Source organism: Pedobacter duraquae (assembly GCF_004362245.1).
In the GTDB taxonomy this organism is placed as follows: Bacteria; Bacteroidota; Bacteroidia; order Sphingobacteriales; family Sphingobacteriaceae; genus Pedobacter; species Pedobacter duraquae.
Genome location: NZ_SNWM01000001.1, coordinates 177,895 through 200,573, shown reverse-complemented (window position 1 = coordinate 200,573; position 22,679 = coordinate 177,895). Strand labels below are relative to the sequence as shown.

Annotated in this window: 22 protein-coding genes; 12 read left to right on the top strand and 10 right to left on the bottom strand. The window is 40.7% G+C overall.

The genetic code is table 11. The annotated features are described in order from the left end of the window. The first annotated feature begins 37 nt into the window (after positions 1 to 37). The gene (locus CLV32_RS00960) at positions 38 to 1,456 is read left to right on the top strand and encodes a glycoside hydrolase family 125 protein (protein ID WP_133551485.1); all 1,419 of its coding nucleotides are present in this window, start codon (positions 38 to 40) and stop codon (positions 1,454 to 1,456) included. Here the strand turns inward: CLV32_RS00960 and CLV32_RS00955 are convergent. The 7 genes from CLV32_RS00955 to CLV32_RS00925 all read right to left on the bottom strand — a co-directional run bounded on the left by CLV32_RS00955 (position 1,453) and on the right by CLV32_RS00925 (position 7,254). Then, complete coding sequence (locus CLV32_RS00955; protein ID WP_133551483.1) at positions 1,453 to 2,307, bottom strand: universal stress protein; 855 nt, start codon at positions 2,305 to 2,307, stop codon at positions 1,453 to 1,455. The two genes, CLV32_RS00960 and CLV32_RS00955, sit on opposite strands and share 4 nt — an antisense overlap. 106 nt (positions 2,308 to 2,413) lie before the next feature. Then, entirely contained in the window at positions 2,414 to 3,028 is a 615-nt protein-coding gene (locus CLV32_RS00950) for a hypothetical protein (protein ID WP_133551481.1), read from the bottom strand. Positions 3,029 to 3,057: 29 nt separating this feature from the next. After that, a complete protein-coding gene (locus tag CLV32_RS00945; protein ID WP_166641852.1) occupies positions 3,058 to 5,271 on the bottom strand; it encodes an outer membrane beta-barrel family protein in 2,214 nt (737 codons plus the stop codon). 20 nt (positions 5,272 to 5,291) lie between these two features. Next, positions 5,292 to 5,669 (bottom strand): hypothetical protein, encoded by a 378-nt coding sequence (locus CLV32_RS00940; protein ID WP_133551477.1) that lies wholly within the window; start codon positions 5,667 to 5,669, stop codon positions 5,292 to 5,294. Between the two features lie 43 nt (positions 5,670 to 5,712). After that, positions 5,713 to 6,150: a hypothetical protein gene (locus tag CLV32_RS00935; protein WP_133551475.1), complete on the bottom strand. Its 438-nt coding sequence runs from the start codon at positions 6,148 to 6,150 to the stop codon at positions 5,713 to 5,715. A gap of 43 nt (positions 6,151 to 6,193) precedes the next feature. Further along, positions 6,194 to 6,643, bottom strand: coding sequence for a hypothetical protein (locus CLV32_RS00930; protein WP_133551473.1), 450 nt, complete (start codon positions 6,641 to 6,643; stop codon positions 6,194 to 6,196). Then, positions 6,640 to 7,254 carry an RNA polymerase sigma factor gene (locus CLV32_RS00925; RefSeq protein WP_133551471.1) on the bottom strand — a complete coding sequence of 205 codons (615 nt, stop codon included), beginning with the start codon at positions 7,252 to 7,254 and terminating at the stop codon, positions 6,640 to 6,642. Before CLV32_RS00925 ends, CLV32_RS00930 begins: the two co-directional genes overlap by 4 nt. A 149-nt stretch (positions 7,255 to 7,403) precedes the next feature. On the opposite strand from CLV32_RS00925, the gene CLV32_RS00920 reads away from it, so the two are divergent. After that, positions 7,404 to 8,006, top strand: coding sequence for a GAF domain-containing protein (locus CLV32_RS00920; protein ID WP_133551469.1), 603 nt, complete (start codon positions 7,404 to 7,406; stop codon positions 8,004 to 8,006). Between the two features lie 85 nt (positions 8,007 to 8,091). Then, positions 8,092 to 9,057, top strand: a complete 966-nt coding sequence (locus CLV32_RS00915; RefSeq protein ID WP_133551467.1) for a ligand-gated ion channel — start codon at positions 8,092 to 8,094, stop codon at positions 9,055 to 9,057. A gap of 39 nt (positions 9,058 to 9,096) precedes the next feature. On the opposite strand, the gene CLV32_RS00910 is transcribed toward CLV32_RS00915, so the two are convergent. Then, positions 9,097 to 10,929 (bottom strand): DUF4394 domain-containing protein, encoded by a 1,833-nt coding sequence (locus tag CLV32_RS00910; protein WP_243732204.1) that lies wholly within the window; start codon positions 10,927 to 10,929, stop codon positions 9,097 to 9,099. A gap of 202 nt (positions 10,930 to 11,131) precedes the next feature. On the opposite strand from CLV32_RS00910, the gene CLV32_RS00905 reads away from it, so the two are divergent. Beyond that, on the top strand, positions 11,132 to 12,313 hold the full coding sequence (locus tag CLV32_RS00905; protein ID WP_243732203.1) for a GAF domain-containing sensor histidine kinase: 1,182 nt from the start codon (positions 11,132 to 11,134) through the stop codon (positions 12,311 to 12,313). Between the two features lie 78 nt (positions 12,314 to 12,391). Then, entirely contained in the window at positions 12,392 to 12,967 is a 576-nt protein-coding gene (locus tag CLV32_RS00900; protein ID WP_133551465.1) for an acyl-CoA thioesterase, read from the top strand. Here CLV32_RS00900 and CLV32_RS00895 read toward each other — a convergent pair. Next, entirely contained in the window at positions 12,935 to 14,566 is a 1,632-nt protein-coding gene (locus CLV32_RS00895) for a TPM domain-containing protein (RefSeq protein ID WP_133551463.1), read from the bottom strand. The two genes, CLV32_RS00900 and CLV32_RS00895, sit on opposite strands and share 33 nt — an antisense overlap. Before the next feature lie 119 nt (positions 14,567 to 14,685). On the opposite strand from CLV32_RS00895, the gene CLV32_RS00890 reads away from it, so the two are divergent. The 7 genes from CLV32_RS00890 (at position 14,686) to CLV32_RS00860 (ending at position 20,402) form a co-directional block, all read left to right on the top strand. Further along, the gene (locus CLV32_RS00890) at positions 14,686 to 15,504 is read left to right on the top strand and encodes a TerC family protein (protein ID WP_133551461.1); all 819 of its coding nucleotides are present in this window, start codon (positions 14,686 to 14,688) and stop codon (positions 15,502 to 15,504) included. Between the two features lie 101 nt (positions 15,505 to 15,605). Beyond that, complete coding sequence (locus CLV32_RS00885; protein WP_133551459.1) at positions 15,606 to 16,301, top strand: HAD family hydrolase; 696 nt, start codon at positions 15,606 to 15,608, stop codon at positions 16,299 to 16,301. After that, positions 16,298 to 17,134, top strand: coding sequence for a phosphoribosyltransferase family protein (locus CLV32_RS00880; protein ID WP_133551457.1), 837 nt, complete (start codon positions 16,298 to 16,300; stop codon positions 17,132 to 17,134). Before CLV32_RS00885 ends, CLV32_RS00880 begins: the two co-directional genes overlap by 4 nt. Position 17,135: 1 nt before the next feature. Further along, positions 17,136 to 17,690: a TerD family protein gene (locus CLV32_RS00875; RefSeq protein WP_133551455.1), complete on the top strand. Its 555-nt coding sequence runs from the start codon at positions 17,136 to 17,138 to the stop codon at positions 17,688 to 17,690. Between the two features lie 5 nt (positions 17,691 to 17,695). Next, on the top strand, positions 17,696 to 18,310 hold the full coding sequence (locus CLV32_RS00870) for a TerD family protein (RefSeq protein ID WP_133551453.1): 615 nt from the start codon (positions 17,696 to 17,698) through the stop codon (positions 18,308 to 18,310). A gap of 23 nt (positions 18,311 to 18,333) precedes the next feature. Next, positions 18,334 to 19,431 carry a toxic anion resistance protein gene (locus CLV32_RS00865; protein WP_133551451.1) on the top strand — a complete coding sequence of 366 codons (1,098 nt, stop codon included), beginning with the start codon at positions 18,334 to 18,336 and terminating at the stop codon, positions 19,429 to 19,431. A gap of 8 nt (positions 19,432 to 19,439) precedes the next feature. Beyond that, positions 19,440 to 20,402 carry a hypothetical protein gene (locus CLV32_RS00860; RefSeq protein ID WP_133551449.1) on the top strand — a complete coding sequence of 321 codons (963 nt, stop codon included), beginning with the start codon at positions 19,440 to 19,442 and terminating at the stop codon, positions 20,400 to 20,402. On the opposite strand, the gene CLV32_RS00855 is transcribed toward CLV32_RS00860, so the two are convergent. Next, the gene (locus CLV32_RS00855; RefSeq protein WP_133551447.1) at positions 20,399 to 22,558 is read right to left on the bottom strand and encodes a TonB-dependent receptor domain-containing protein; all 2,160 of its coding nucleotides are present in this window, start codon (positions 22,556 to 22,558) and stop codon (positions 20,399 to 20,401) included. The genes CLV32_RS00860 and CLV32_RS00855 overlap by 4 nt on opposite strands. Positions 22,559 to 22,679: the final 121 nt, after the last annotated feature.

Sequence of the window (22,679 nt, the reverse complement as noted above, 5' to 3'; positions counted from 1 at the left end):
TTAGCAAGCTCACACTTGCAGGAGAGATATAGTTATCATGAAAAGAAGATCCTTTATACAAAAGACTACTGTATTAACAGCTGGGATATTAGGAAGCAGGCTATCGTCCTTCGCTACTTTGCCGGATTATAAGGTAGTGCGAACACATCTTTCGAATCGGAGATTTACCAGTAATGCGATTGAAAAGGCTATCGCAGAGTTCAGTGCTAAAGTCAATAATAAAGAATTAGCCTGGCTCTTTAACAATTGCTTTCCCAACACCCTTGATACTACAGTTACTTATAATCTCCATGATGGAAAACCGGATACCTACGTCATCACAGGAGATATTGACGCGATGTGGTTGCGTGACAGCAGTGCGCAGGTATGGCCGTACCTTCCTTTCATGAAGCAAGACGTCAACCTTAAAAACCTTATTGCAGGCGTGATCAACAGGCAGTCAAATTGTATTCTCAAAGATCCTTATGCGAATGCTTTTTATGGAAATTCAACTAAGGTTGGTGAGTGGGCCCATGATTTGACCGACATGAAACCTGGTTTACACGAACGCAAGTGGGAGATAGATTCGTTATGTTATCCGATACGTTTGGCATATCATTATTGGAAAGAAACAGGAGATATTGCCCCGTTCGATGCGAACTGGTTATCGGCGATAAAAACAATTCTTAAAACTTTTAAAGAACAGCAGCGGAAAGAAAACGACGGTCCTTATCACTTTCAGCGAAACACTGCCTGGGCAACTGACGGCGTTCCAATGGCGGGTTATGGTTATCCGGTTAAGCCCGTTGGATTGATTTGCTCGGCATTCAGGCCTAGTGATGATGCTACGGTATTTTCTTTCCTGATCCCTGCGAACTTTTTCGCTGTGATTAGTTTAACGCAGGCTGCAGAAATGGTGAAAATTATTGCCAAAGACCGGTCTTTGGCAGCAGAGCTACTTGCGCTATCGAAAGAAGTACAACAAGCCCTCGAAAAACACGCTGTTGTTGAGCATCCTGGATTTGGAAAGGTTTATGCGTATGAAATCAATGGTTTCGGTAGTTATAACTTAATGGATGATGCTAACATTCCAAGTTTACTGGCAATGCCCTACCTTGGGGCTGTCTCTTTAAATGATCCAATTTATAAAAATACACGCAGAATGGTATTATCTGCCGACAATCCTTTTTACTATAAAGGTAAGGCAGCTGAAGGGATTGGCGGGCCGCATGTTGGTAAAGACATGATTTGGCCATTAAGTTTAATTGCCCGTGGGCTAACGAGCACAGATGATGCAGAAATTAAATATTGCATCCAAATGCTACAAAGTACCCATGGCGGTACGGGTTTTATGCACGAGTCGTTTCATAGAGACGACGCAACGAAATTTACGCGGTCATGGTTCGCTTGGGCAAACACAATCTTTGGGGAATTTCTATGGAAAACCTATCAACAACGGCCACATCTCCTTGCTTAGTCCCTTCCAGGAAAAACAAAAAGAGGGATAATAGTTTGTCCGGCCATTTTGTGTGTGTGACTACTGCCTACCAGATTTGCCATAAAGCCCGAACTTTTGTGTACCATAGCCAGCATATCAACCTGACCAAATTCACTGATCCAACTTAAACCTTTTAATGTATCGTTCTGGATAACATTCCTGTAAAAAATGTTAGGATAGTTGGCTTTGTCCGCGATCTGTTTTAGAAATGACTGGTCCCATATGCAGTTTTTTGATTCTCCCTCCTTGAAGATATGCACCAGTAAAATTTCTGCATCCAGCATGCGTGCGAATGGAACCAGATTGTATATATTTTTCAGATCCTTTTCCAGATCCCTAAAGTCCGAAGCAAATCCAATTTTTTTAATACGTACCGGTATTGCATCTGGTGGCACAAGCAGGAGTGGCAGTTTAGTTCCATTAATCATAAATCTACTGTGGTTTCCCAGAAGAAGTGCGCTCATGCCACTATTTCCGTGTGTACCCATCACTACAAGTGCAATCTGATGTCTTGTAGCAACTTGATCAACAACATCTATCAGTGAACCAAGTCCGTTCGTGCAATTAACAATCGGGTGGAAGCCATCCGTACGGTCTGTATGTTCCAGTCTCTTTTTTAAGATTTTAAGCTCTTCGACGCTCTCTTTTAGCAGGGTTTCGTCAATCTCTGGCGGCCAGGTTACAAAGCCCGTTTGCGGAATCTCTGCCGCCGCATTTACAGCATGGCAAATCAGCATTTTTAGCCTAAGCTGTTTGGCCAATTTGTAGGCGTAGTCTGCAGCGTGTGTTGCATTTTCCGAGAAGTCTGTTAGAAAAAGTAATGTTTTCATGATCTTTGGTTTAATCAATACATTTGCTGATTCAAAGGTCTGATAAACAAGGGTGGTTTTAAATGACCCGGATCATTAACATATGTGCACCTGGTCACAATCACTATTAAAAGCTTTGTGGGAATACCTGAAGGAAGTAAACAAAGGCAATAAAAACAACAAGACCAATTAAGTATACCTTTTTAAAGGATTTGTAAGCGTTATTTTTTGTTTTTCTGATGGAAATAGTAAAGTATATCGTCAAGCCAATTATAAAAATAGAAACAGGGAAATAATAAAATGCCATGAAGCTAAGTGGTTTAAAATTTGCTTCGTCGTAATTTTTATTGTACCACCTTGTCCAGATCTTTGGACGTAGATTGTTTGCATCAAGGTAAGCATCAAATGAGGACTGATCATTAAAAAAATTAACACTTGGTTGTTTTTCATTAATTACAGTAAATGATGTATCAGTTTCTGCGATTACATAACCCTTGTAGAAATAAAAATCGCTGAAGGCCGTTTGCGTCGCCTGTTTACTTATTGCTTCAGAAGCCCGGCTTGTTGCTCCAAACATGAAGGTGACCGGGCTTCCTGCAGAGCCATCATAATATACCGTATTGTCGTATGGTGTGCGTTCCTGAAAAGATGATAATCCACCAGCTAACAGACTGGTCGGCAAGAAAAAAAGTACTAGCGTAGTTAAGTTGATAAGAGACATGAAAGACGTTAATTTTTTCATCTCTGTGAAATAGCTAAAACCTGGCCAAACTAATTTTTTACCCTTCCTTGTTCAGTGTCAGCACTGCCGGCATCGTGTCTGCGCTGTCCCTTAACGGCTTTGCCAAACCGCATGCTCACAGACAGTATTCCTACTCTGGTATCGCCAAGGTTTTTATACGTAGCTTCCGTGTTCTTCAGATTGTTGATCGTCCCTTTATTAATATTTGTATACAGAATATCGCTAACACTGATTTTAAGCTGAAGGCTGGCAGATATTTTCTTTGCCAGGGCTGCATTTAACCGGCCTTTCGCTGCCGTGAGAAACTGGGCATTGGTTTGTCTGCTTTGATAATTGCCATCAAGTTGTCCGCTCCAACCTTTGCCGGCACTAAGCTGGATTAATGCCTGCAGGTAAGTAAAATACCCGCTGGTATTTAATGTGCCAGTATAAAAATCACTTTTTGACTTGATATTTGATAGCTCCCCGTTCAACTGAAGACTTAGCCACCTGGTGGGCGCGTAATTTCCATCTACAGAAATTCCGTAAACCTGCACGTTACCAATATTGCCTGGGCGACTGTAGTAATTGCCATTTGCAATCTCAATTGTTTCGTTTACTGCATCATGACTCGAGCTGTAATGGGTACTCATGGTTAGTCTGTTTTTAAAAATATAACTTAATTCGAAGTTGTCTGAAAAAGAGGGTTTTAAATAGGGGTTTCCTACATAATAGGTGAACTTATCCAGAGGGGAAATAAATGGATTTAAGTCCTGGTAATATGGTCGGTCTATGCGTCGTCCATAGTTAAATTTAACCTGGTGCATCGCTGTGCTGTCGATTTTATAGAGTGCATAAAACGTTGGGAAAAGATTAAGGTAATTTCTTTGAAACGCGGAATCAGGCCTCTGGATATTACCGAACTGGTGTCCTTTGGCCGAAGTTTGCTCAATTCTCAATCCTGCCTGAATGTTTAAACGCTTAAAATCTTTGTTTAGATTTAAATATCCAGCATTTATAGATTCCTGATATTTAAAATGATTTGTTTTTTCATAATCAGGGATTTCTGCCTGTGCAACTACATTGAAATATTCTGCCAGGTTATCCGAGTTGGTGTAACTGGATTTAATTCCCGATTCAAGCTTCCAACCGGTCGCGAGTGTTTGGGAAAAATCCATTTTTCCAGCATATATATTGATTCCAGAAGGCAGGTGGCCAAATAGCGAATCATGAACTAGAGAAAGGGGAGCGATGTCATAACTTTGGGCGCTAAAGTTCTGATTATTTAGTGTTGTGTAATTTAGGTAATCAAGACTTCCACTCAGTTCAGCGCCCTTATTGTCGAAGGTGCGTCTATAATTCAAGTTCAGTCCTCCATTTTTGAAATTTCCTTTCTCGTGGTTTTCCGATGTTATAGTGCTAATAACGGCTCCAGCTGAGTTGCTTATATGTCCGATACTCGTACTTAGGTTTTCAGGATATCGACTGAGTCCTTTAACCGCAATCCCAAATGTCGTATGTTCAGAAGCGAAGTAATCGGCTCCGGCAGTAGCCAGGAATCCATAACCTCTCCGCTGAAAATGTGTGTCCTGATTAAAACTGTTTAACGGATTTCCTACCTCATCTTTATATTGCCTGTAGATATTAACGTCAGCGTAGCCATTCCGTATAGTATACGCGAAATTTCCGAAAACGTTAACTTTTCCTTTTCTGAAATTCATGTCCATACTATTGTTAGTGGCGGCAACTTTGGTTTGTCTTAAGGATAAGTTAACACCAATATTAAATCCTTTAACCTGCTGTTTTTTTGTTTTGATATTGATAACGCCGGCATTGCCAGATGCATCATATTTAGCGGGCGGATTTGTCATCAGCTCGATTTCCTGTACAATATCTGAAGACAGGGAACGGAGGTAAGCTTCTAGATCTGCTCCTGATAAATAGGAAAGCTTGTCGTCGATTAAGACCATAACGCCCTGCTTGCCCTTCATAGTGATGGTACCGTTTTGGTCAACAGACACTCCAGGCGCAAGTGTCAGGATTTCCAATACGCTAGTGCCGGCGGTACTGATCAGTGCACTTACGTTTATCACTGTCCGGTCTGTTTTCTGTTGTATAAATTTACGTTGGGCACTGATTACAACTTCTTTTAATTTCAAGGTGTCAGATTTAGCTTTTTGTGGCATTTGAGTTGCCTGGCTAAAGGCAAGATTTGAGGCATAGCAAAGCCATAAGGTCAAAATGACCTTAAATATTATTTTCATAAGCATATTTTGTTTAAGTTTTATTTACTCGTATTGAGTTTAATCCCCGAGCAGATTTTTTTTAATCTGGCAATTGAGAATCGGGAGTTTTTCGTTTTGTCTATCTCTATATGAAGGGAACCTTCTGCAGTCTTAATATCGAAAATAGTGTTGTCTTTTAAGTGAACATGGCGCTCTGTTGTGGAGTGTTCGCTAAGCGATTTTTCAGGAGCAAAACAAGAGTCAAGGTAGCGGTAAACGAAAGCGGTTTGAGATCGATCATAACTTGCATCGAATGTGTATTCCCCAGGGGTGTCATGAATTGAGACTGAAGTCTCAACATTATTTGTGCTGCAGGAAAATACGAACGTAACTATCCATGCTATACTTCCGAGAAGTATCGTTTTGTGGTTTTTCATTTGAATAAGATTAAAGTTTCCGAATTTATCGGGTATGCAGCTATTAATCTTTTGCGTTCCTGATGAATAGGAAGTAGGCGAAAAAGCCTAAGGCGGCACTTAACGACATGATCAGAACTGAATGAATACCAATTGGCTGCGTGAGGTAAGTTGCTGTCAATCCGATGCTTATAGCACTCAATAAGAAAAACCATTTGATCGCCAAGTTTTTTTCCTGCTTCTGCTGTGGCAAAAGCTTCGCAATGATGTTTTCTGGAGTTTGTTTTTCAAGCATTGACCTTCTCAACCGATCGTTCATGAACAGTCTGATCAACTTCAGGATAAATGTTGAAGTTAGAATCATAATTAGGATAATAACGGTAGAGTTTAGCAAATTGTGTGCGATCTCCCGATCTTCAAGCACAGTGTAGTGTGGTTGTTGGGCATTTGCAGAAAGTACAGTGCAAATCAGGATTTGAGTAACAGTGAATATCTTTTTCATTTTCTTATATTAATTTATAACAGATTAGACCGGTTTTAACCGGTTAGGTTGCAAGATTATGTTCATTCAGGATACTAAATTTTTTACTGTAGTCCTGATAAACAGAAAAAAATTGTAATGCAGTGATAATGACTGCCGGGCATACAATAATCAATATCCATATGGGCGATATGCCCCTGGAAATCTCAAGAATTGAAGAACCGTAATAAAAAACAAGCGCTGCGCTGAAGATCACGGATAGGGATGCTGCTAACGCCGGCAACCAGGCATATTGAGGCTTAGCTAGTGGCAGTTGGGCCAATACCAGATCTGCGAGATCAAAATCAAAAATAGGAACTTCTGCTTCCTCAATTGCTTTGAACATAGATTGATAGTTTTCCACTGACAACTGACAGTCTTGGCACTCTGCAACGTGACTGTTAAGTTCTGTATTGTTAGAACCCAGTTCAGCAAAGCGTTGAATTTCTTGTTCTGAAAGGTGTGTTAATTTCATAGGTCCTCTCTTTTATAGTTTGTTAAAATATTTGTCTTTAAAGTTTTTCGCGCCCTAAATAAATGGCTTTTTATTGTTCCTTCTGGTAAGCCCGTAATATCTACTATTTCCTGATAGCTTAGCTCTTCCTGGTGGTATAAGGTAATTAACAACTTCTGCATGGGCGGAAGGCGCTCAATTTCCATTTTCAGAATTTCTGCTGATTCCCTGCTGAATACCAGCTTTTCGGTGTCATTCTGGTAAACATCCTGTGATTTAATTTGCAAGCTTTCCAGAACATCGGGGTCCTCATTATCATTTTCGAGGAAAGCATCCAATAACACCAGTTTTTTCTTTTCAAGGTAATGGAGGCAGGTGTTATAGGTAATTTGTCCAATCCATGTAGACAGTTTAGATTGAAATTTAAAACTTTTTAAGTTCTTGTAAACCTTAAGGTATACGTCCTGAGCTAGATCCTTGCGATCGCCGGGGCTGGCTATCATTTTAAAGGTCAGTTGTGCCACTAGTCCTTGGGTATTTTTTATCAATAGGGCATATGCTTTCGTATCACCTGCGAGTATTTGGGATACAAGTTGCTGATCAGTTAAACTATATGCATTTTGGTTGCTCACTTAGGAGATTAGACCGGGAAGTTACAAGAAAGTTGCAGCGTTTTAAACCAAAAATAATCGATGATTTTGTTCTGTTCATTTCATCCATTTTTAGTTTACTATGTTTTTAATGATTTCATTATCAGTACATTTGTCTATCCCTTGGTTTATTGAACGTACAAATAACATCTGAATGGCCTTTAAAGCCGTTTATATTTGAAGACACACAATTGAAAGATATGGATACCAATGACATCACTACACCGGTACCTTCCAAGGAAGCAGCCAGGTTAGCAGAGTTATATCGATACGAAATTTTAAATACGAGTGCCGAACCCGTTTTTGATCAGATCGTTGAAACTGCAGCAAAAGTTTTTAATGTGCCAATTGCACTTTTATCTATGGTAGATTTAACTGAAATCTTTTTTAAAGCAAAAGTTGGGCTGGAAGGCAATACCTTTCCCCGAAGCACCAGTCTTTGCACCATAGCAATTTCCAACGCGGAGCCGATGATCTTGCATAAGGGCGAAACAGAACACTGTTTATTAAGCAATCCGATGATCGCCGCAGAGTTTGGCCTTAAGTTTTATGCAAGTATTCCGTTAGTAACACCGAATGACTTGATTATCGGAACGCTTTCCATCGCAGATACCAAGCAACGGACTTTTGGTGCGCAGGAGCTGGATATCCTTCAGGATCTAGCCAAAGTAGTGATGCATACGCTTAACCTGAGACTTGATTTGTCTATGGAAAATGACGTGCGCGTAGCGTAATTTTTAATAACCGACAATCTGCTGCAACATTGTTTTATATATTGCTTAAGTTTAGGGGAAATCAGTTTAAACTAAGCATCATATCTTGAAAACAAAGTTATTTTTTTATTACTTGCTTTTTATAGCGACTTTTTCAGTTTCCCTTGCAAACGCGCAAGAGGCGAAACCAGATTCTGTGCTTACAGGAATTTATATTACAAGCATTCACGACATAGATTTTAAGGAAAAAGAGTACACAATTAACTTCTGGTTATGGCTAAAATACCGTAATAAAGATTTTGATTTCATGCAAAATTTGGAAATTCCTGCTGCTAAATCAGTCACCAAGTCTTTTTCGACTACTGATACTGTGAACGGCCAGATTTATCTGTTGATGAAGATTCAGTGCGTGATGAAAGATACCTGGGCAATAGACAATTTTCCTTTTGATCAGCAACGTCTGCGCTTGTCTTTAGAAAATTCTCAATTTGATTCGAAAGACCTCATGTTCGTTCCTGATACGCTAGGTAAGCACTTTGATCCTAGATTTGCACTTCGGGGATGGCAGGTAGACAGCTTGAACATCAGTTCAGGCATAAAGGCTTATGAAACTGCCTTTGGCGATCCGACAGTTAAGAAACCTCATACTGAGTATAGCAGTTACAAGGTTAAAGTTGTTATTAAGCGAGATGCAATGGGGCTGTTTTGGAAGATGTTTCTAGGGATGTATGTGGCTTTCCTAATCGCGTATATGTGTTTCTACATTCATACAGATAGTATCGATTCCAGGTTTGGTCTCAGCGTAGGTGCTTTATTCGCTGTGATCGGTAATAAATATATTATCGATTCTTCACTACCAGAGTCAACAACATTTACGTTAGTAGATACACTCCATGGCATTACGCTCATATTTATTCTGGGTATTATCGTAGCTACGGCATTTTCATTGCGACTGATCAAAAAGGATAAAATCAAGCAGGCAAATCGCCTTGATTTCGTATCGGCACAGGTATTAGTTGTGGCTTACGTATTGCTTAATGCTTGGTTTATCTATCAGGCTAGTCAGGGTTAGGCGCATAAGTTACGCCTAACCATAACAATAGCCAGTGTTCTAGAATCCCAGGCCGAGTGTAAAGCCGCGCACAGGCTGAGGGAATGTAGCACCTGCAGTAGCAGCGCCGGTACTTAGGTTAACTGTGTAAATCTTCTGCACATTGCTAACTGTAAATATACCGTAGGCAAGTCCGCTGGTTCCACCGATATCAAACCCATTGGCACCGGTAATTGTTACGCCCAGAGCTCCTACGCTGACCAGTGTTCCTGCATTTGGTGGGTCCTGTTTAAATAAACGACTTCCGGCAACATCAATATCGTAGAGCACCGTAGTTGTTGCTCCCGCAAAATTGTTTGTATAGGCAGCTCCGTTAATACGTTCTGTGGTTATACCAAGATTTACATCAGCAGTTAATGTAGCGTCCGCAGGATTGATTCGGAGGTTTTGTCCGGTGTTCGTAACGATACGAATCCGGTCTACAGTAGGATTGAAATCTATGCCTATATCGGTACCCGACAGTAATGTCGTCAATTGTCCTGTCCCTATTTGTGTGGCTGCACCCGAAGATGCATTAATAGCATAGATTCTGCTGGTATTACCAATTCCGAATAATTGTCCATTTAAAGGTCTCATGTCAATGCCTAACATTATTTCTCCTGCTTGTAGCCCGGTTATTGCTTTAATAACTGGAGTGGGGGTGATAGCTGCCGGATTAAAGATCAAGAGTTCGTTGTTAGCACTTACCGCATAGGCTACGGGCTCTGTGGGAATTGCTAAGCCAATAATCTGCGATGCAAAGTTGCCCACCTTAGTTGCTTTACCAGAATTAAGGTCAATCGTAAACAAGCCTGACTTGCCACCAACTGAAAGTGCGGCGAGGGCTGTTGTACCATCAGGACTGATATCGAATCCTCCTGCGTCTTCAGCATCTATACCCAGACTACCAACTTCTACAAGTTTACCGTCGTTTGGCGGATCCTGTTTGTGTAGTTTATCATTCGCAACATCAATATCATACAAGATTGTTGTTGCCGCTCCAGCACGATTCTGGGTATAAGCAGCAGATGTAACACGCGCATTCGATACGCCGTTAATAGTACCGTCGGTAATCATAACGGCACCAGTTTCTGGATTTAATCTAAGATTTTGTCCTGCTGAGGTAACCAAACGGATGCGGTCTACAGTCGGATTGAAATCAAAAGCAACTGCTGTTCCGTTAAGTATCGGCGTAAATGCGGAAGTTCCGATAGCTCTTGCTATTCCTGTTTTAGGATCCACAACATAAATCCTGCTACTGCTACCCGCGGCATACAATTGTCCCGTTGCGGGTCTGAAATCAATGCCTAGTAGCAACTCGCCAGTTTGAAGTCCGGTAATTGTTACTGTCGAAGTGATAGTCGAAGTGTTTTGGGCGTTTATGAACAATAACTTATTGTCTGATGTGAGCGCATAGAAATTCTGGTTTGGACCCGGATAGATCATATCAGCATCGTTTCCGCGGTCTTTTTTACACGAGGATATTAAAATAATAAGCGCAAGGGCGTATAGGGCCATAAATTTGGCCTGTTTAAAATTAAGCATAGGTAAAAAGTTAAAATGAGTAAATAAACTAATTGAGTAATTTAAAATTAACCGTGGTGGCTCAATCGGAATGCGGAGATGTGTTAAAGGGAGCGCAAAATAGAGGGTAATTTTTGGTGCTTTTTTCGAAACGTAAAAGTATAGTTGAGCATGTAAAGAGTCTATCATGAAATCTTTAAACTCCATCTTTTCTGTGCTCAGCTCTTCGTCAGTATCTGCCGGATCTGTAAATGAAATTGATTGGTGCTGAATTTTTTGATGGGACGACTTCTGGAAATATTGGGTGCTACCAAATGCAATCTTGGACATAAATATACAGAGTATAAAAACCGGACAGATAATTCTGAAAAAAGAATGGTTTTTTGTCATACTATGTTTTGTCAGCGCATGTTCTGCTGCGATTAGATATACGTCATATTCTGTCATAAGGTTTTAAGAAAGGTTCTCTGAAATTCTTGTTTGGCTTGGAAGTTCTATTTATTTGTATATTTACCCTACTTATTGAAATAATTTGTCAGAATCAAGAATAACTTTCGAAGCCGATCTGGAAGCAATTAGCCGTATAGAATCGGTATCTTCAATCCTGGATATTATTTGCAGGATCACAGGGATGGGGTTTGCTGCAATAGCAAGGGTTACGGAAGATCGTTGGGTAGCATGCGCAGTAAATGATCACATTAACTTTGGATTGAAACCCGGAGGGGAGCTTCAACTTGAAACTACTATATGTTATGAGATTCATAAACATAAACAGATTGTTGCTATAGACAATGTATCGACAAACGATCTTTATAAAGACCACCATACCCCATTGTTATACGGATTTCAAAGCTATATTTCGGTACCTATTGTTTTAAAGAATGGCGATTTTTTTGGCACGCTTTGCGCTATTGATCCTAAGCCCGCCAATCTTGATAACGCGCATATTACTGGAATGTTCAGACAGTTTTCAGAACTGATCGCCTTTCATCTTGAAGCTGCCGAGCGTTTGGCTGTTAGCGAGTCGAAACTGGAAGAAGAACAGAAAAATGCCGAACTTCGTGAACATTTTATAGCAGTACTTGGGCATGATCTGCGTAACCCGGTAGGTGCCATAGCTAATGCAGCGCAATTGCTTTTAAGAATGCCCCTTGACGAACGTATGCTTCGTTTAGTGACGATAGCACAGGACGCCTCTTATCGCATGAAAGTACTAATCGACAACGTACTGGACTTTGCACGTGCACGATTAGGGGAAGGAATAGCCATCAATATGGCTCCGGAATCTAATATGCAGGTGATTCTGGATCAGGTAGTAAGTGAGCTGCAAATTATATGGCCTGAAACACCAATAGATCGTTTTTACAGTTTAAATGCGGTGGTGAGCTGTGACAGGAGCAGAGTAGCACAGTTATTTTCAAATCTCCTGGGTAATGCGCTTTCACATGGAAAACATGGTCTTCCGGTGCAGGTATCGGCAGATACTGAAGATGGCCAGTTCCGTTTGTGTGTATCTAATACCGGAGATAAAATCCCTGACGCTGCCATGGATCGTTTATTTCAACCTTTTTCCAGGGGCGACGTGAAAGCTGGTCAGGAAGGGCTGGGGCTCGGTTTGTACATCGCGCAAGCCATCTCAGAAGCACATCATGGTAGCTTATCGGTTGTTTCTACCGATGAGGAAACATGTTTTACCTTTAATATGCCATTATAAGGTAGTTCAATCTGAACTTTGCAGGTTGTATTTGCATTTTTCGATGAAAAAAGTATCTTGCAATATAAAAAACCGCCCATGTCCGAATACAAGCCTGTATCTGCCTCACATACCACTTTAACAGAACTCATGATTCCATCTTATTCCAATTTTGGAGGTAAGATTCATGGAGGCATAATTTTGGGGTTAATGGATAAGGTGGCCTATGTCTGTGCTGCTAAACATTCTGACGGTTATTGTATCACTGCCTCGATTGATGTTGTCGATTTCTTGGCACCGGTTGAAGTTGGTGAATTGGTATCACTTATGGCTTCCGTCAACTATGTAGGTACAACCTCTATGATTATTGGGATTCGGGTAATATCTGAAAATCTTAAGACACAGGTAAAGAAGCACACTAATACCAGCTATTTTACCATGGTTGCCATTGGTGATGACCATAAACCTAAACAGGTTCCCGGACTTATCTTAAAAAGTCAGGACGACATCAGGCGATTCTCTCAGGGCTTAAATCGTAAGGAATTAAAAAAGGCGTATAAAAAAGAAGAAGCAGAAATTAAAGAGGACTATGATGTTACAGCGTGTCAGAAAACCCTACAGCACGAGCGCTGTAAGATAGATCTACCAGCTACTTCCAGCGCCACCACCACCTGAAGAGCCTCCACTACTTGATGAACTTGAAGAGGAGCTTGACGAGGATGAAGACGAGCTGCTGCTACTGCTGCTGCTTGAAGTCGAGATCTTAGCAATAGTGAATTTTTCCCGTTTTTCATACGCGCAATTAAGACAGTTATAGATCATAAATCCTTCTCCTTCAAAAGAAGTGCTTGCCCTGACCGTTGTGATCTTTTTGGTGAACTTAAAAGTCTTAAAATGACACTTTGGGCATTCTGTTAATTTCGTATCTAGGTTACTATAATCGAGGATAAGCTCATCTTTGCAGGATCCGCATACCCACACATCGTAATCAACAGAACCTACCCTTTCCTCAACACGTTGTCCCATAGACAAATGTTTATCGTCTTGTTTTTCGTCAAGTCTTTCCATGGCTTTTGAACATTTTGGGCAGTCCATAGGGTCTGAGCGCAGCTGTTCCAGCAATAACGTATATTCTGACCAGTAGGTATTTATAAATGGTGAGGGAAATGCTTTTCTTGACCAGCTCATAGGCGCAAACATTTCTCTCCATTTCAGATATTGTGTGTGTCTGGATTCTCCAAGGAGTGATTTTCCCAACCGGATGCGGAGATTATAAAAATGGAGATGTGCATACAGGTACATGAAGAAATAAAGCACAAGAACCATTCTAAAGTTTGCCCAGCCTTCTGTGATCGGGTAATAAATGTTAAGTGCAATGGCAATTACTACGGGAACAAAGGCCAAGAAATAGAACAGCGGGTTTGAAAACGGATTTTTATATGTTAACGCTTTCATTCTTCGCGATACAAAACCCGAAATTATAATATATACAATCACAATACCTAAGGTGAAGATATTCCAGGTTGAGCGGGGATCCACTGCCTGTTCCTGATAAGCTGTTTGGGGAGTTTGATCTGCGGGAACCACAACACCGGGATCAACTTGAACATTATTGTCTGAAACCTGAGGATCTAATTGCGCAGTATCGCGGCTTGCTGAAGGCGAACTGGCTGCAACGGTGGTATCAGCAGCATCCGCAACGGAATCCTGCAGGTCGTCATTACCTTTCGCAGCAATACTGCCACCCTTCAGGACGCCAATTACGGCATCAACACCGTTAATAACAGCAGCATCGTAATTTTCTACTTTTGCATAAGGCACCATGTTTTCTTGTTGGATCCTATAACAGACTACATCGGGAAGGGTGCCTTCCAGGCCGTAACCGGTTTCAAATTCCACTCTGCGCTGGTCTTTTACCATCAGAATTAACAATCCGTTATCCGTTTTAGCATCACCAATCTTCCATTTGTTAAAAAGTGTTGTCGCAGCCTCTTTCGGTACGAGATCACCGATACTATTTACAAAAACCACATCTATATGTGCTGTTCCTGCCTGGTCTAATGCGCTTAGCTTGGAATTCATCTCTGTTACTGTGGCGGCACTAAGCAATCCATCGGGATTGCTCACATAACTTTCGTTCAGTGTTTTAGGGTCAGGAATCTTGTCAAGAACTTTATCGTCTGTTTTAGTGTGACAACCAGATAAAATAAACAAAGATAAAAGCAGTGCTGATGTGGTTCTGAAAATTTGCAGCGGGAGTACGGATTTGAGCATACGTATAATTTAACGATTAAGGATATTGAGCCTTCTGCAAAATGTATGCCTGCCTTAAAAAAAATATACAACCATCGGAAAGCATAATTTTTTTATCTTAGGCCTGTTATAAACAAACTATGGATTTTTTACATACAATACTGGGTGAAGACATTGAAGCGGGACTGCTGATCATTTTAAATCTGATCGTTATCGAGAGCCTGCTCTCGGTAGATAATGCGGCCGTTTTAGCGACAATGGTGATGGATCTGCCAAAGAGCCAGCGTGAAAAAGCGTTAAAATATGGTATCATTGGTGCCTACGTTTTTCGTGGTATCTGTTTATTTCTGGCGGCATGGCTTGTTAAAATCTGGTGGCTTAAACCGCTAGGCGGATTGTATTTATTATATCTTGCTTTCGACTATTTCAGAAAGAAAAGTGCTAAAAAACAGGACGAAGAGGAGGAAGAAGTGGACAAAAGTAAAAGCTGGATCTACCGATCTACAGTCGGCCTTGTGGGTACATTTTGGGCGACAGTGGCGCTAGTTGAAGTAATGGATCTTGCTTTTTCTATCGATAATGTTTTTGCTGCCGTCGCTTTTACTGATCATATATGGCTCATTTACATTGGCGTATTTATAGGAATTCTTGCCATGCGTTTCGTAGCCCAGGCTTTTGTTAAGCTCATGGAGAAGTTTACATTCCTGGAAACCATTGCTTTCCTGGTTATAGGCGTTTTAGGTATTAAACTCACTTCTTCGCTCGTTACCCATTTTTACCCTGAATCACCAATATCAAAAGCGATTGAAGGGGAAAAAACTGATCTTTTTGTTTCCATTTTTACGGTAGCAATATTCATCCTACCTGTACTATCATCGCTGCTGTTCAACTTTCCTAAAAAAAACATTACTGAAACTCCGGTTTCAGAAGAAGCAGAAGATGTGCTTGATAAATCTTAATAGAGGCAGACTTCTTTTGACTAACACGACTTTAATTTTTCCTGAATATCTGATTGGTAGTATTAAAATTCAATAGCATAACTTAAAATTATCCCTTGCTTATGATGTTTTACAAACACTATTCTTTCGACCTCTGGCTTACCTTGATTAAGTCAAATCCTGCCTTTAAAACAGAAAGGACTTTATATTTCCAACAACACTTTAATCGCTTCAACAAATCTATTGAAGAGGTTGGACAGGTGTTTAGAAAGGTCGACCTCGTAGTTAATGCCATCAATGAAAAGACCGGCAAAAATGTTGACGCAGATGAGATGTATCTTCTGGTAATCAGCATCATCAATGAATACACAACCGATTTTCGAGACGTTGATCTTGATAAGCTATACAACGATATGGAAGTGCTCGTTATGGAAAACCTTCCAGTAATATATTGTCCGGAATGTCCGGAGGTATTATACGAACTAAAAGCAAGTTCATTAAGTTCAGTTAGCCTCCTAAGTAACACAGGATTTATTAAAGGCAAAACCTTAAGAAAAGTCCTCCATGAACTTGGGCTCGATGCCTACCTGGATTTTCAGCTCTATTCTGATGAGGTGAGGCTTTCAAAACCGAATCCCGCATTCTTCAGGCTGATGTTGGACACTATTGACCGAAGTCTGCATCCCGAACTGGAGTTGCATCAAGTGATCCATATCGGCGATAATCCACAGGCAGATGAGCAGGGGGCTCAGGCGGCCGGGATTCATAGCCTCCTGATCAATTCAAACGATTTATCCATCTCTCATTTACGCTCATGATACCTTTAACTTATTCGCTACACCAAATAGATAACCCCACGAATTTTGACTTTTGTCCTAACGCGTACAGCCGATTCAAGTTTGGCGATGACCTTGAAGCACGGGCCTTTGGCGAAGCACTTGCAGCAGGATTCATCAGAGACCGACTTACCGGGATAGGAGCGCTTGATCAGATGGTCGTAATTTCTAGCCCCTATGCTTTCATTCCGACTGCCACTTTCGCTATGAAGAACTATTTTGTGTATACACTTAATCGTTGGCTCGCCGAACATGGGCACCCCGTTGTTGAGGAAACAAAAGTACATCGGACGGTTACATATAAAGAGGATTATGGCGCTCTGAGTGCTGAAGAGCGACTTAGTCTCATTGGTAACGATTCTTTTCACATAGATCGCCACTTCCTGGAAGGAAAAACGCTGATCTTCCTTGATGATATCCGAATTACCGGAAGTCACGAAAGAATGATTCTCAAAATGGCTGAAGCTTACCAACTGAAAAATCCCATGCACCTCCTGTATTTTGCAGAATTAGTTAACAGAGATATCCATCCGAAAATTGAAAATTTCCTTAATTATCATGAGGTGAAGTCCGTTTTTGATCTGATGCCAATTATATCCAGTGCTAATTTTTGTTTCAATACACGCATTGTAAAATATATCTTAAATTGCGATTCTAACAGCTGTAGGATTTTCCTGCAACAGTGCAAGGAAGCATTCGTGAGCCGTTTATATGACTTGGCGCTTGGTAACAATTACCATACGATTGCGTCTTATAGTGAGAACTTAGATTTAATTAAAAACTACTTGAATAATAAAAACTATAAATTGATTTAATATGGCAATTAACTTGCAAAAAGGACAACGTGAAAATATCGATGCCCCTAAATTTACAATTGGTTTAGGTTGGGATACCAACAGCTCTTCTACAGGTACAGCATTTGACCTTGATGCATCAGTATTTATGCTGAACGATCAGAAGAAATTAATAGCAGATGAAAACTTTGTGTTTTATAATAATCTCATTTCCCCGGATGGTGCGGTAGAACATACTGGTGATAACCTGACTGGTGACGGCGATGGAGACGATGAGCAGATTAAGGTAGACCTGACGAAGGCTGACAGTCGTGTGCAGGAAATTTGTGTCGTGGTAACTATCCACGAAGCCGATATAAGGAGACAGAATTTCGGACAGGTGAGAAATTCTTTTGTCCGGATTTTCGACGCGGTAACGAATGAAGTACTGCTGAAATATGAGCTGGAAGAAGATTTTTCTATAGAAACAGCCGTAGAATTCGGAAGAATCTACAAACGCGAAGGAAAATGGAAATTTGAAGCTGTCGGTGTAGGCATGAAGGGTGGTTTACAGGATTATTTAAATAAATATCAATAGAAAATATGGCAATAAATCTTCAAAAAGGACAGCGTATCAGTCTGGAAAAAGCAAATGGTAGTAAACTGCAGAATATTTGTGTAGGTATCAATTGGGGAGCTATAGAGAAAAAAGGCTTTCTGGGCTTTGGTAAATCCGTTGAGGCGGTGGATCTTGATGCCAGCTGTGCTATGTATAGTGAAAGTAAGCAATTAACCGATGTGGTTTATTTTGGAAATCTAGGATCTAAAGACGGTGCAGTAAAACACAGTGGAGATGATCTTACAGGAGATATGGGTGGAGATGACGGACTGGACAATGAAGTGATTACACTTGATTTTTCCAGATTAAATCCTGCAATCAGCTATGTCGCATTCGTGTTGAATAGCTTTCGCGGACAGGATTTCGGGACAATACCTTTCGCGTCGATTAGGATTTACGAAGGTACGTCTAAGCGCGTTAATGAAGTTTTTGCCAAGTACGATATCGCACATGGCTCAAATTTTGCAGGCCATGTGTCAATGGTGATGGGTGTGTTTTATAAGAAAAATGGTGAATGGAAATTCAACGCAATCGGCGAGCCTACACGCGATAAGAAATTGGAAGAAACTGTAAACACTGTTACGCAGAATTATTTATAGTACTAGCTTAACCGCAGGAAATTATGGAAACAAACCCAGCTCAAACGCAGGAAATTACTCCAGTTAAACTGGATAAAGATGGTAACGTAGATCTGACGGCGATTACCCCGGCAGAAGAACAGAAATACAAAGAAATCGCCAAGTCTTTGGAGCCTTCAGACGTGAATTCTATTCTGAATTACGGAGTGGATGCACAGAACTCCATGGAGAAGTATAGCAACGACTTCCTTTCTTCAGTACGTACATATAATAGCGGTGAGGTTGGCGGACTGATCAACGAACTGCTGACCGAGTTAAACTATATCGATGTTTCTGAACTCGAGCAAAGCGGTTGGAAGTCTATGCTCTCAAAGATTCCTTTTCTCAAGAAGCTAGTTGTAGATGCCAAAAAATTGTTTCAGAAATATGATGTGGTGGTCAATAATATCGATAAAATCACCAACAAAATTAAAGCGGGACGCTTAAATTCGATCAAGGATAACAGTTCATTGCAAACTATGTTTGACAGCAATGTTGGTTATATCCATCAGATGGAAGAACTTATAATTTCCGGCCAGCTCAAGTATAATGAACTCAACCTTAAACTTGCTGAAATGGAAGGGCGCCCGGCAGATTATCAAGACTATGAAATTGCAGATCTGAGGGACTTCATCAGCCGCCTGGATAAAAGACTGGCGGATATGAAAATTGTCCGTTTCATCATGCTGCAGTCGCTTGCCCAGATTCGTGTGGTGCAGAACAACAATACTTCAATTGCTGAGAAAGCGCAATCTATCGTATCCACAACAATTCCAGTCTGGAAAAATCAGCTTACCATCGCTGTGGCGCTGCAAAGACAGAAAGCCAATGTGGAAATGCAAAAGAAAATCTCGGATACTACAAATACGATCCTGCAAAAAAATGCAGAAATGTTGAAGCAAAATAGCATCGATGTAGCTAAAGAGAATGAGAAGACTGTTGTATCTTTGGAAACACTGAAAATGACTACCGCTTCACTGATTGACACGTTGAATGAAGTGAAACAGATTCATGAAGCCGGAGCGGCAAGCAGGAGGGTGCTTGACGGGGAGCTTAAAACTCTGGAAACAGAGTTAAAGAAAAACGTGACTCGTGTGAATTAAGTTAAACAATGGATGAACACCACCTTACAATATTAAAACAATCACGCACAGAGATCAACCGTTTACAGTTGCTCTCTGTGTTTTTTGAGGAGGAAACGGTCTATAAGATATATTTGAGGACACAGGTTATCCACCAGCTGTTCGAACAAAATGAGGAGCTTGATATCGATAAGCTCGAACTTTTTCATGTGCAGTTTACGCAAAGTGTGGTAGAGCTGCTCAGGAAAATTAAAAAGAATAACGAAAAAAATGTGAGTTTGCTCTATGCCGAGATAGATCTCAATCAAACGCTAATCACACAAATGCAAGCCTCAGTATTCACTCAGCAGGAATATAAACTGGCCAGGCAGAAACAATCCCTTAAAATAAATCAGACCCTGCGGAGATTGTTCGATGTATTATCTGAGCTCAGTACCGACTTTCCTTTCGCCAAAAATATACTCTCGTTCAGCGCCCGCTTTGCCAGAGACTTTTACTATTCGATAAGTCCAGATCAACTTGTAGCGTTAATAGACTTTGATCCCAAGCTTGTATATACTGATACCCATGCTATTATTGAAAAAAAGCTTATGGGTCTGCTGTGTAAACAAGAGTTTCGTACTGAATTTTTTTATGGCTTGAAATCCGGGCAGCAGGTGATAGAGATCTATAAATTCATAGAGGTAGACCGCTATTTTCTATTCTTTCCCGGTAGGAACTTGTTTTTGTTTTGTGATCCTAATGACTTGAAAGAGCTCGATTTTTCCAATACATTGTCAGATAAACAACTGATTATCCAGGAACTGGAATTTAAAAATAACACTTTAAAGAGCAGTGCTGCGGTGTTAAAAACAGCGATACCCGCAGAAATTATTCAGTTGCTGGAAGAAAACTACCATAAGATCTCAGATATCAGTTTTCTTGACCATCTGAATAATTTCGACGTGCAGGCCAATATTTTAAAGGCAATGCTGAGGACAGATTTGTTTTAGATTCTTCGCTGTTCGTCTTCGACCCCAGTCTTTCTACCTTTTCTACTGTTTGTATTTCCAAATTTGTAGCTCACAGTGGCCCGTACCACCGTGCTTTCTGAGGTGTTAAGACCGGAGCGTACAATACCGTCAAATTCAGAGTTATACTGCGTTCTTTGGGTATGCAGGATGTCAGATACATTTAGTCTTAGACTCAGTTTATTCTTCAAAAATGATCTCCTGAATCCTCCATTTAATCCATACATTGGATCTAACCGAATCACACCATAGCTCATAGCCGTTTGATAATACCCATTAATATCCAGTGTTATTGCTGCCGGTAATGTAATTGTACTATTTGCGGATGCCGTGAAGGTATTTTGGGCACTGGAAAAGCTATTATCGTTGTTTATCGAATTCCTGAAACCTCCAAGATAAAGGTTAACATCCCATCCTTTAGCCGGATGTAGTGGTGCATTAACTGTAAAATTGAAACTGTTCATGGTGTTTAAATTAGTTCGGGTGCCACCCACCACGTCCGCTTCTTGCCCCCGTTCCACTATCTCTGAAATAAGGTCTTTGGTGCGACTGTAGCTTAAACTAACAAATATGAGTTTTTTGTAGTCGTAGTTAGCCTCCAAGTTGTGCGTAAACTGTGGTTTTAAGTAGGGATTACCCCTGAAATAACTGTAAGGGTTGTTAATGAAGATAAACGGGTTTAAGTAGCTGTAAGTTGGCCGGTCTATACGATAGGCGTAGGTAAGGTCAACAGTGTGTTTTTTTGAAAAAGTATTGGCAATTACTAGTGACGGAAACAGTTTCAGGTAGCTGTTTTTCTTTGTATCCTGCAACGTCTTTGAAAGACCAGTATTTGCAGTATATTCTCCACGCAGGCCGGCCTGAACAGTATAGGTTCCGAAGGTACCGTTAAAATTTCCATAACCCGCATAGATTTGCTCATCGAAGTTATATTGATTAGTTCGTCCGGTATCATTTATCCATTTATCATTCTGTAACTGTTCATACACCAACTCAGATTCTGTTTGTACGCGGCTCCATTTAATCCCGCTTTCAAAACTGAATTTTTCCAACCATTTATGGGTGTAATCTGCCTTAGCTGAAAACACCGTTATTTTGCGCACACTGTTGTTTCGCAAGCGTTCCGGCTGTGGAGTTAAAATATCCTGAATCTGCAGGTAGTCAGTATTCTGCGCAGATCCAAGCGAATAATCGTAATTAACGTAGTTTAAGTCAGCATTCCATTGATCGGTATTTTCTGGGTTACTCGAGTTATAGTGGATGTTAGCTGCATTGTTTCGTTGATCGGTAGCCGACTGCTTATCTGTAATCAAAAATTGTGGATTTATACCTGTTTTTTGCAGGTCGCTGATACCTTTCAAAGCGTAATCTGGTCTGATGCTGCCATCCCATACGGCACCTACACTGCTACGGGCACTCAATTTATAATCAAGTCCGAGCTGAAACGCATAATTGTTTTTGTTACTATTGGTGCTGTAATCTCTTGTAAACAGGCTTCCATCTGTTGTGTTATTGCTTCGGGTAATGTAGGTGTCGTCGGTTTTCGAATACGATAAGTAAGAGTTTCCATAAATCATCAGGGCGTTATTAGTATATGCAGCCTGGCCGCCGGTAGTAGATTTCAGATATCGGCCGTATCCTAACGTCTGACTTGCCGAACCCGTTAGCCCATTTACCACATTCCTTTTTGTCTTTATATTAAGAATGCCAACATTTCCTTCAGCATCGTACTTGGAAGACGGGTTGCTGATCATTTCGATCTGGTTAATCGACTCAGCAGGTGTGTTCTTGAGGTAACTTAATAATTCATCGCCACTCATATATGTTCTTCTATTATCGATCATAATAATTAACCCCTCTTTTCCCCGGATACTAATTTTGTCATTAATCACCGAAACGCCAGGTATTTGTCTCAGGATTTCTAATAATGGATTTCCGGCAGCACTTGCACTTGCTGCTACGTTAAGAGTAAGCACGCCTGCTTTCTTTGTTATTAAAGGAGCTTTTCCTTGGATAGTTACCTGCTGAAGTTGTTGTACACTGTCTTTTTTTATTGTCGTTTTTTGTTCCTGCGCTGCCGCCTGAATGAACAAACAAAGCATACTAAGGAGGAGGGTAAAAGTTGTTTTTGTTTCCATATCGCTAACATCCTGACTTTCCGGCGCCGTAGAAAAGTTATTTGATGAACTTCAGCTATTGCTCGATGAACCTTCTAATAGAGGTTTGGCGAGTAAAACCTGATGTTCATCGAAATAGTAT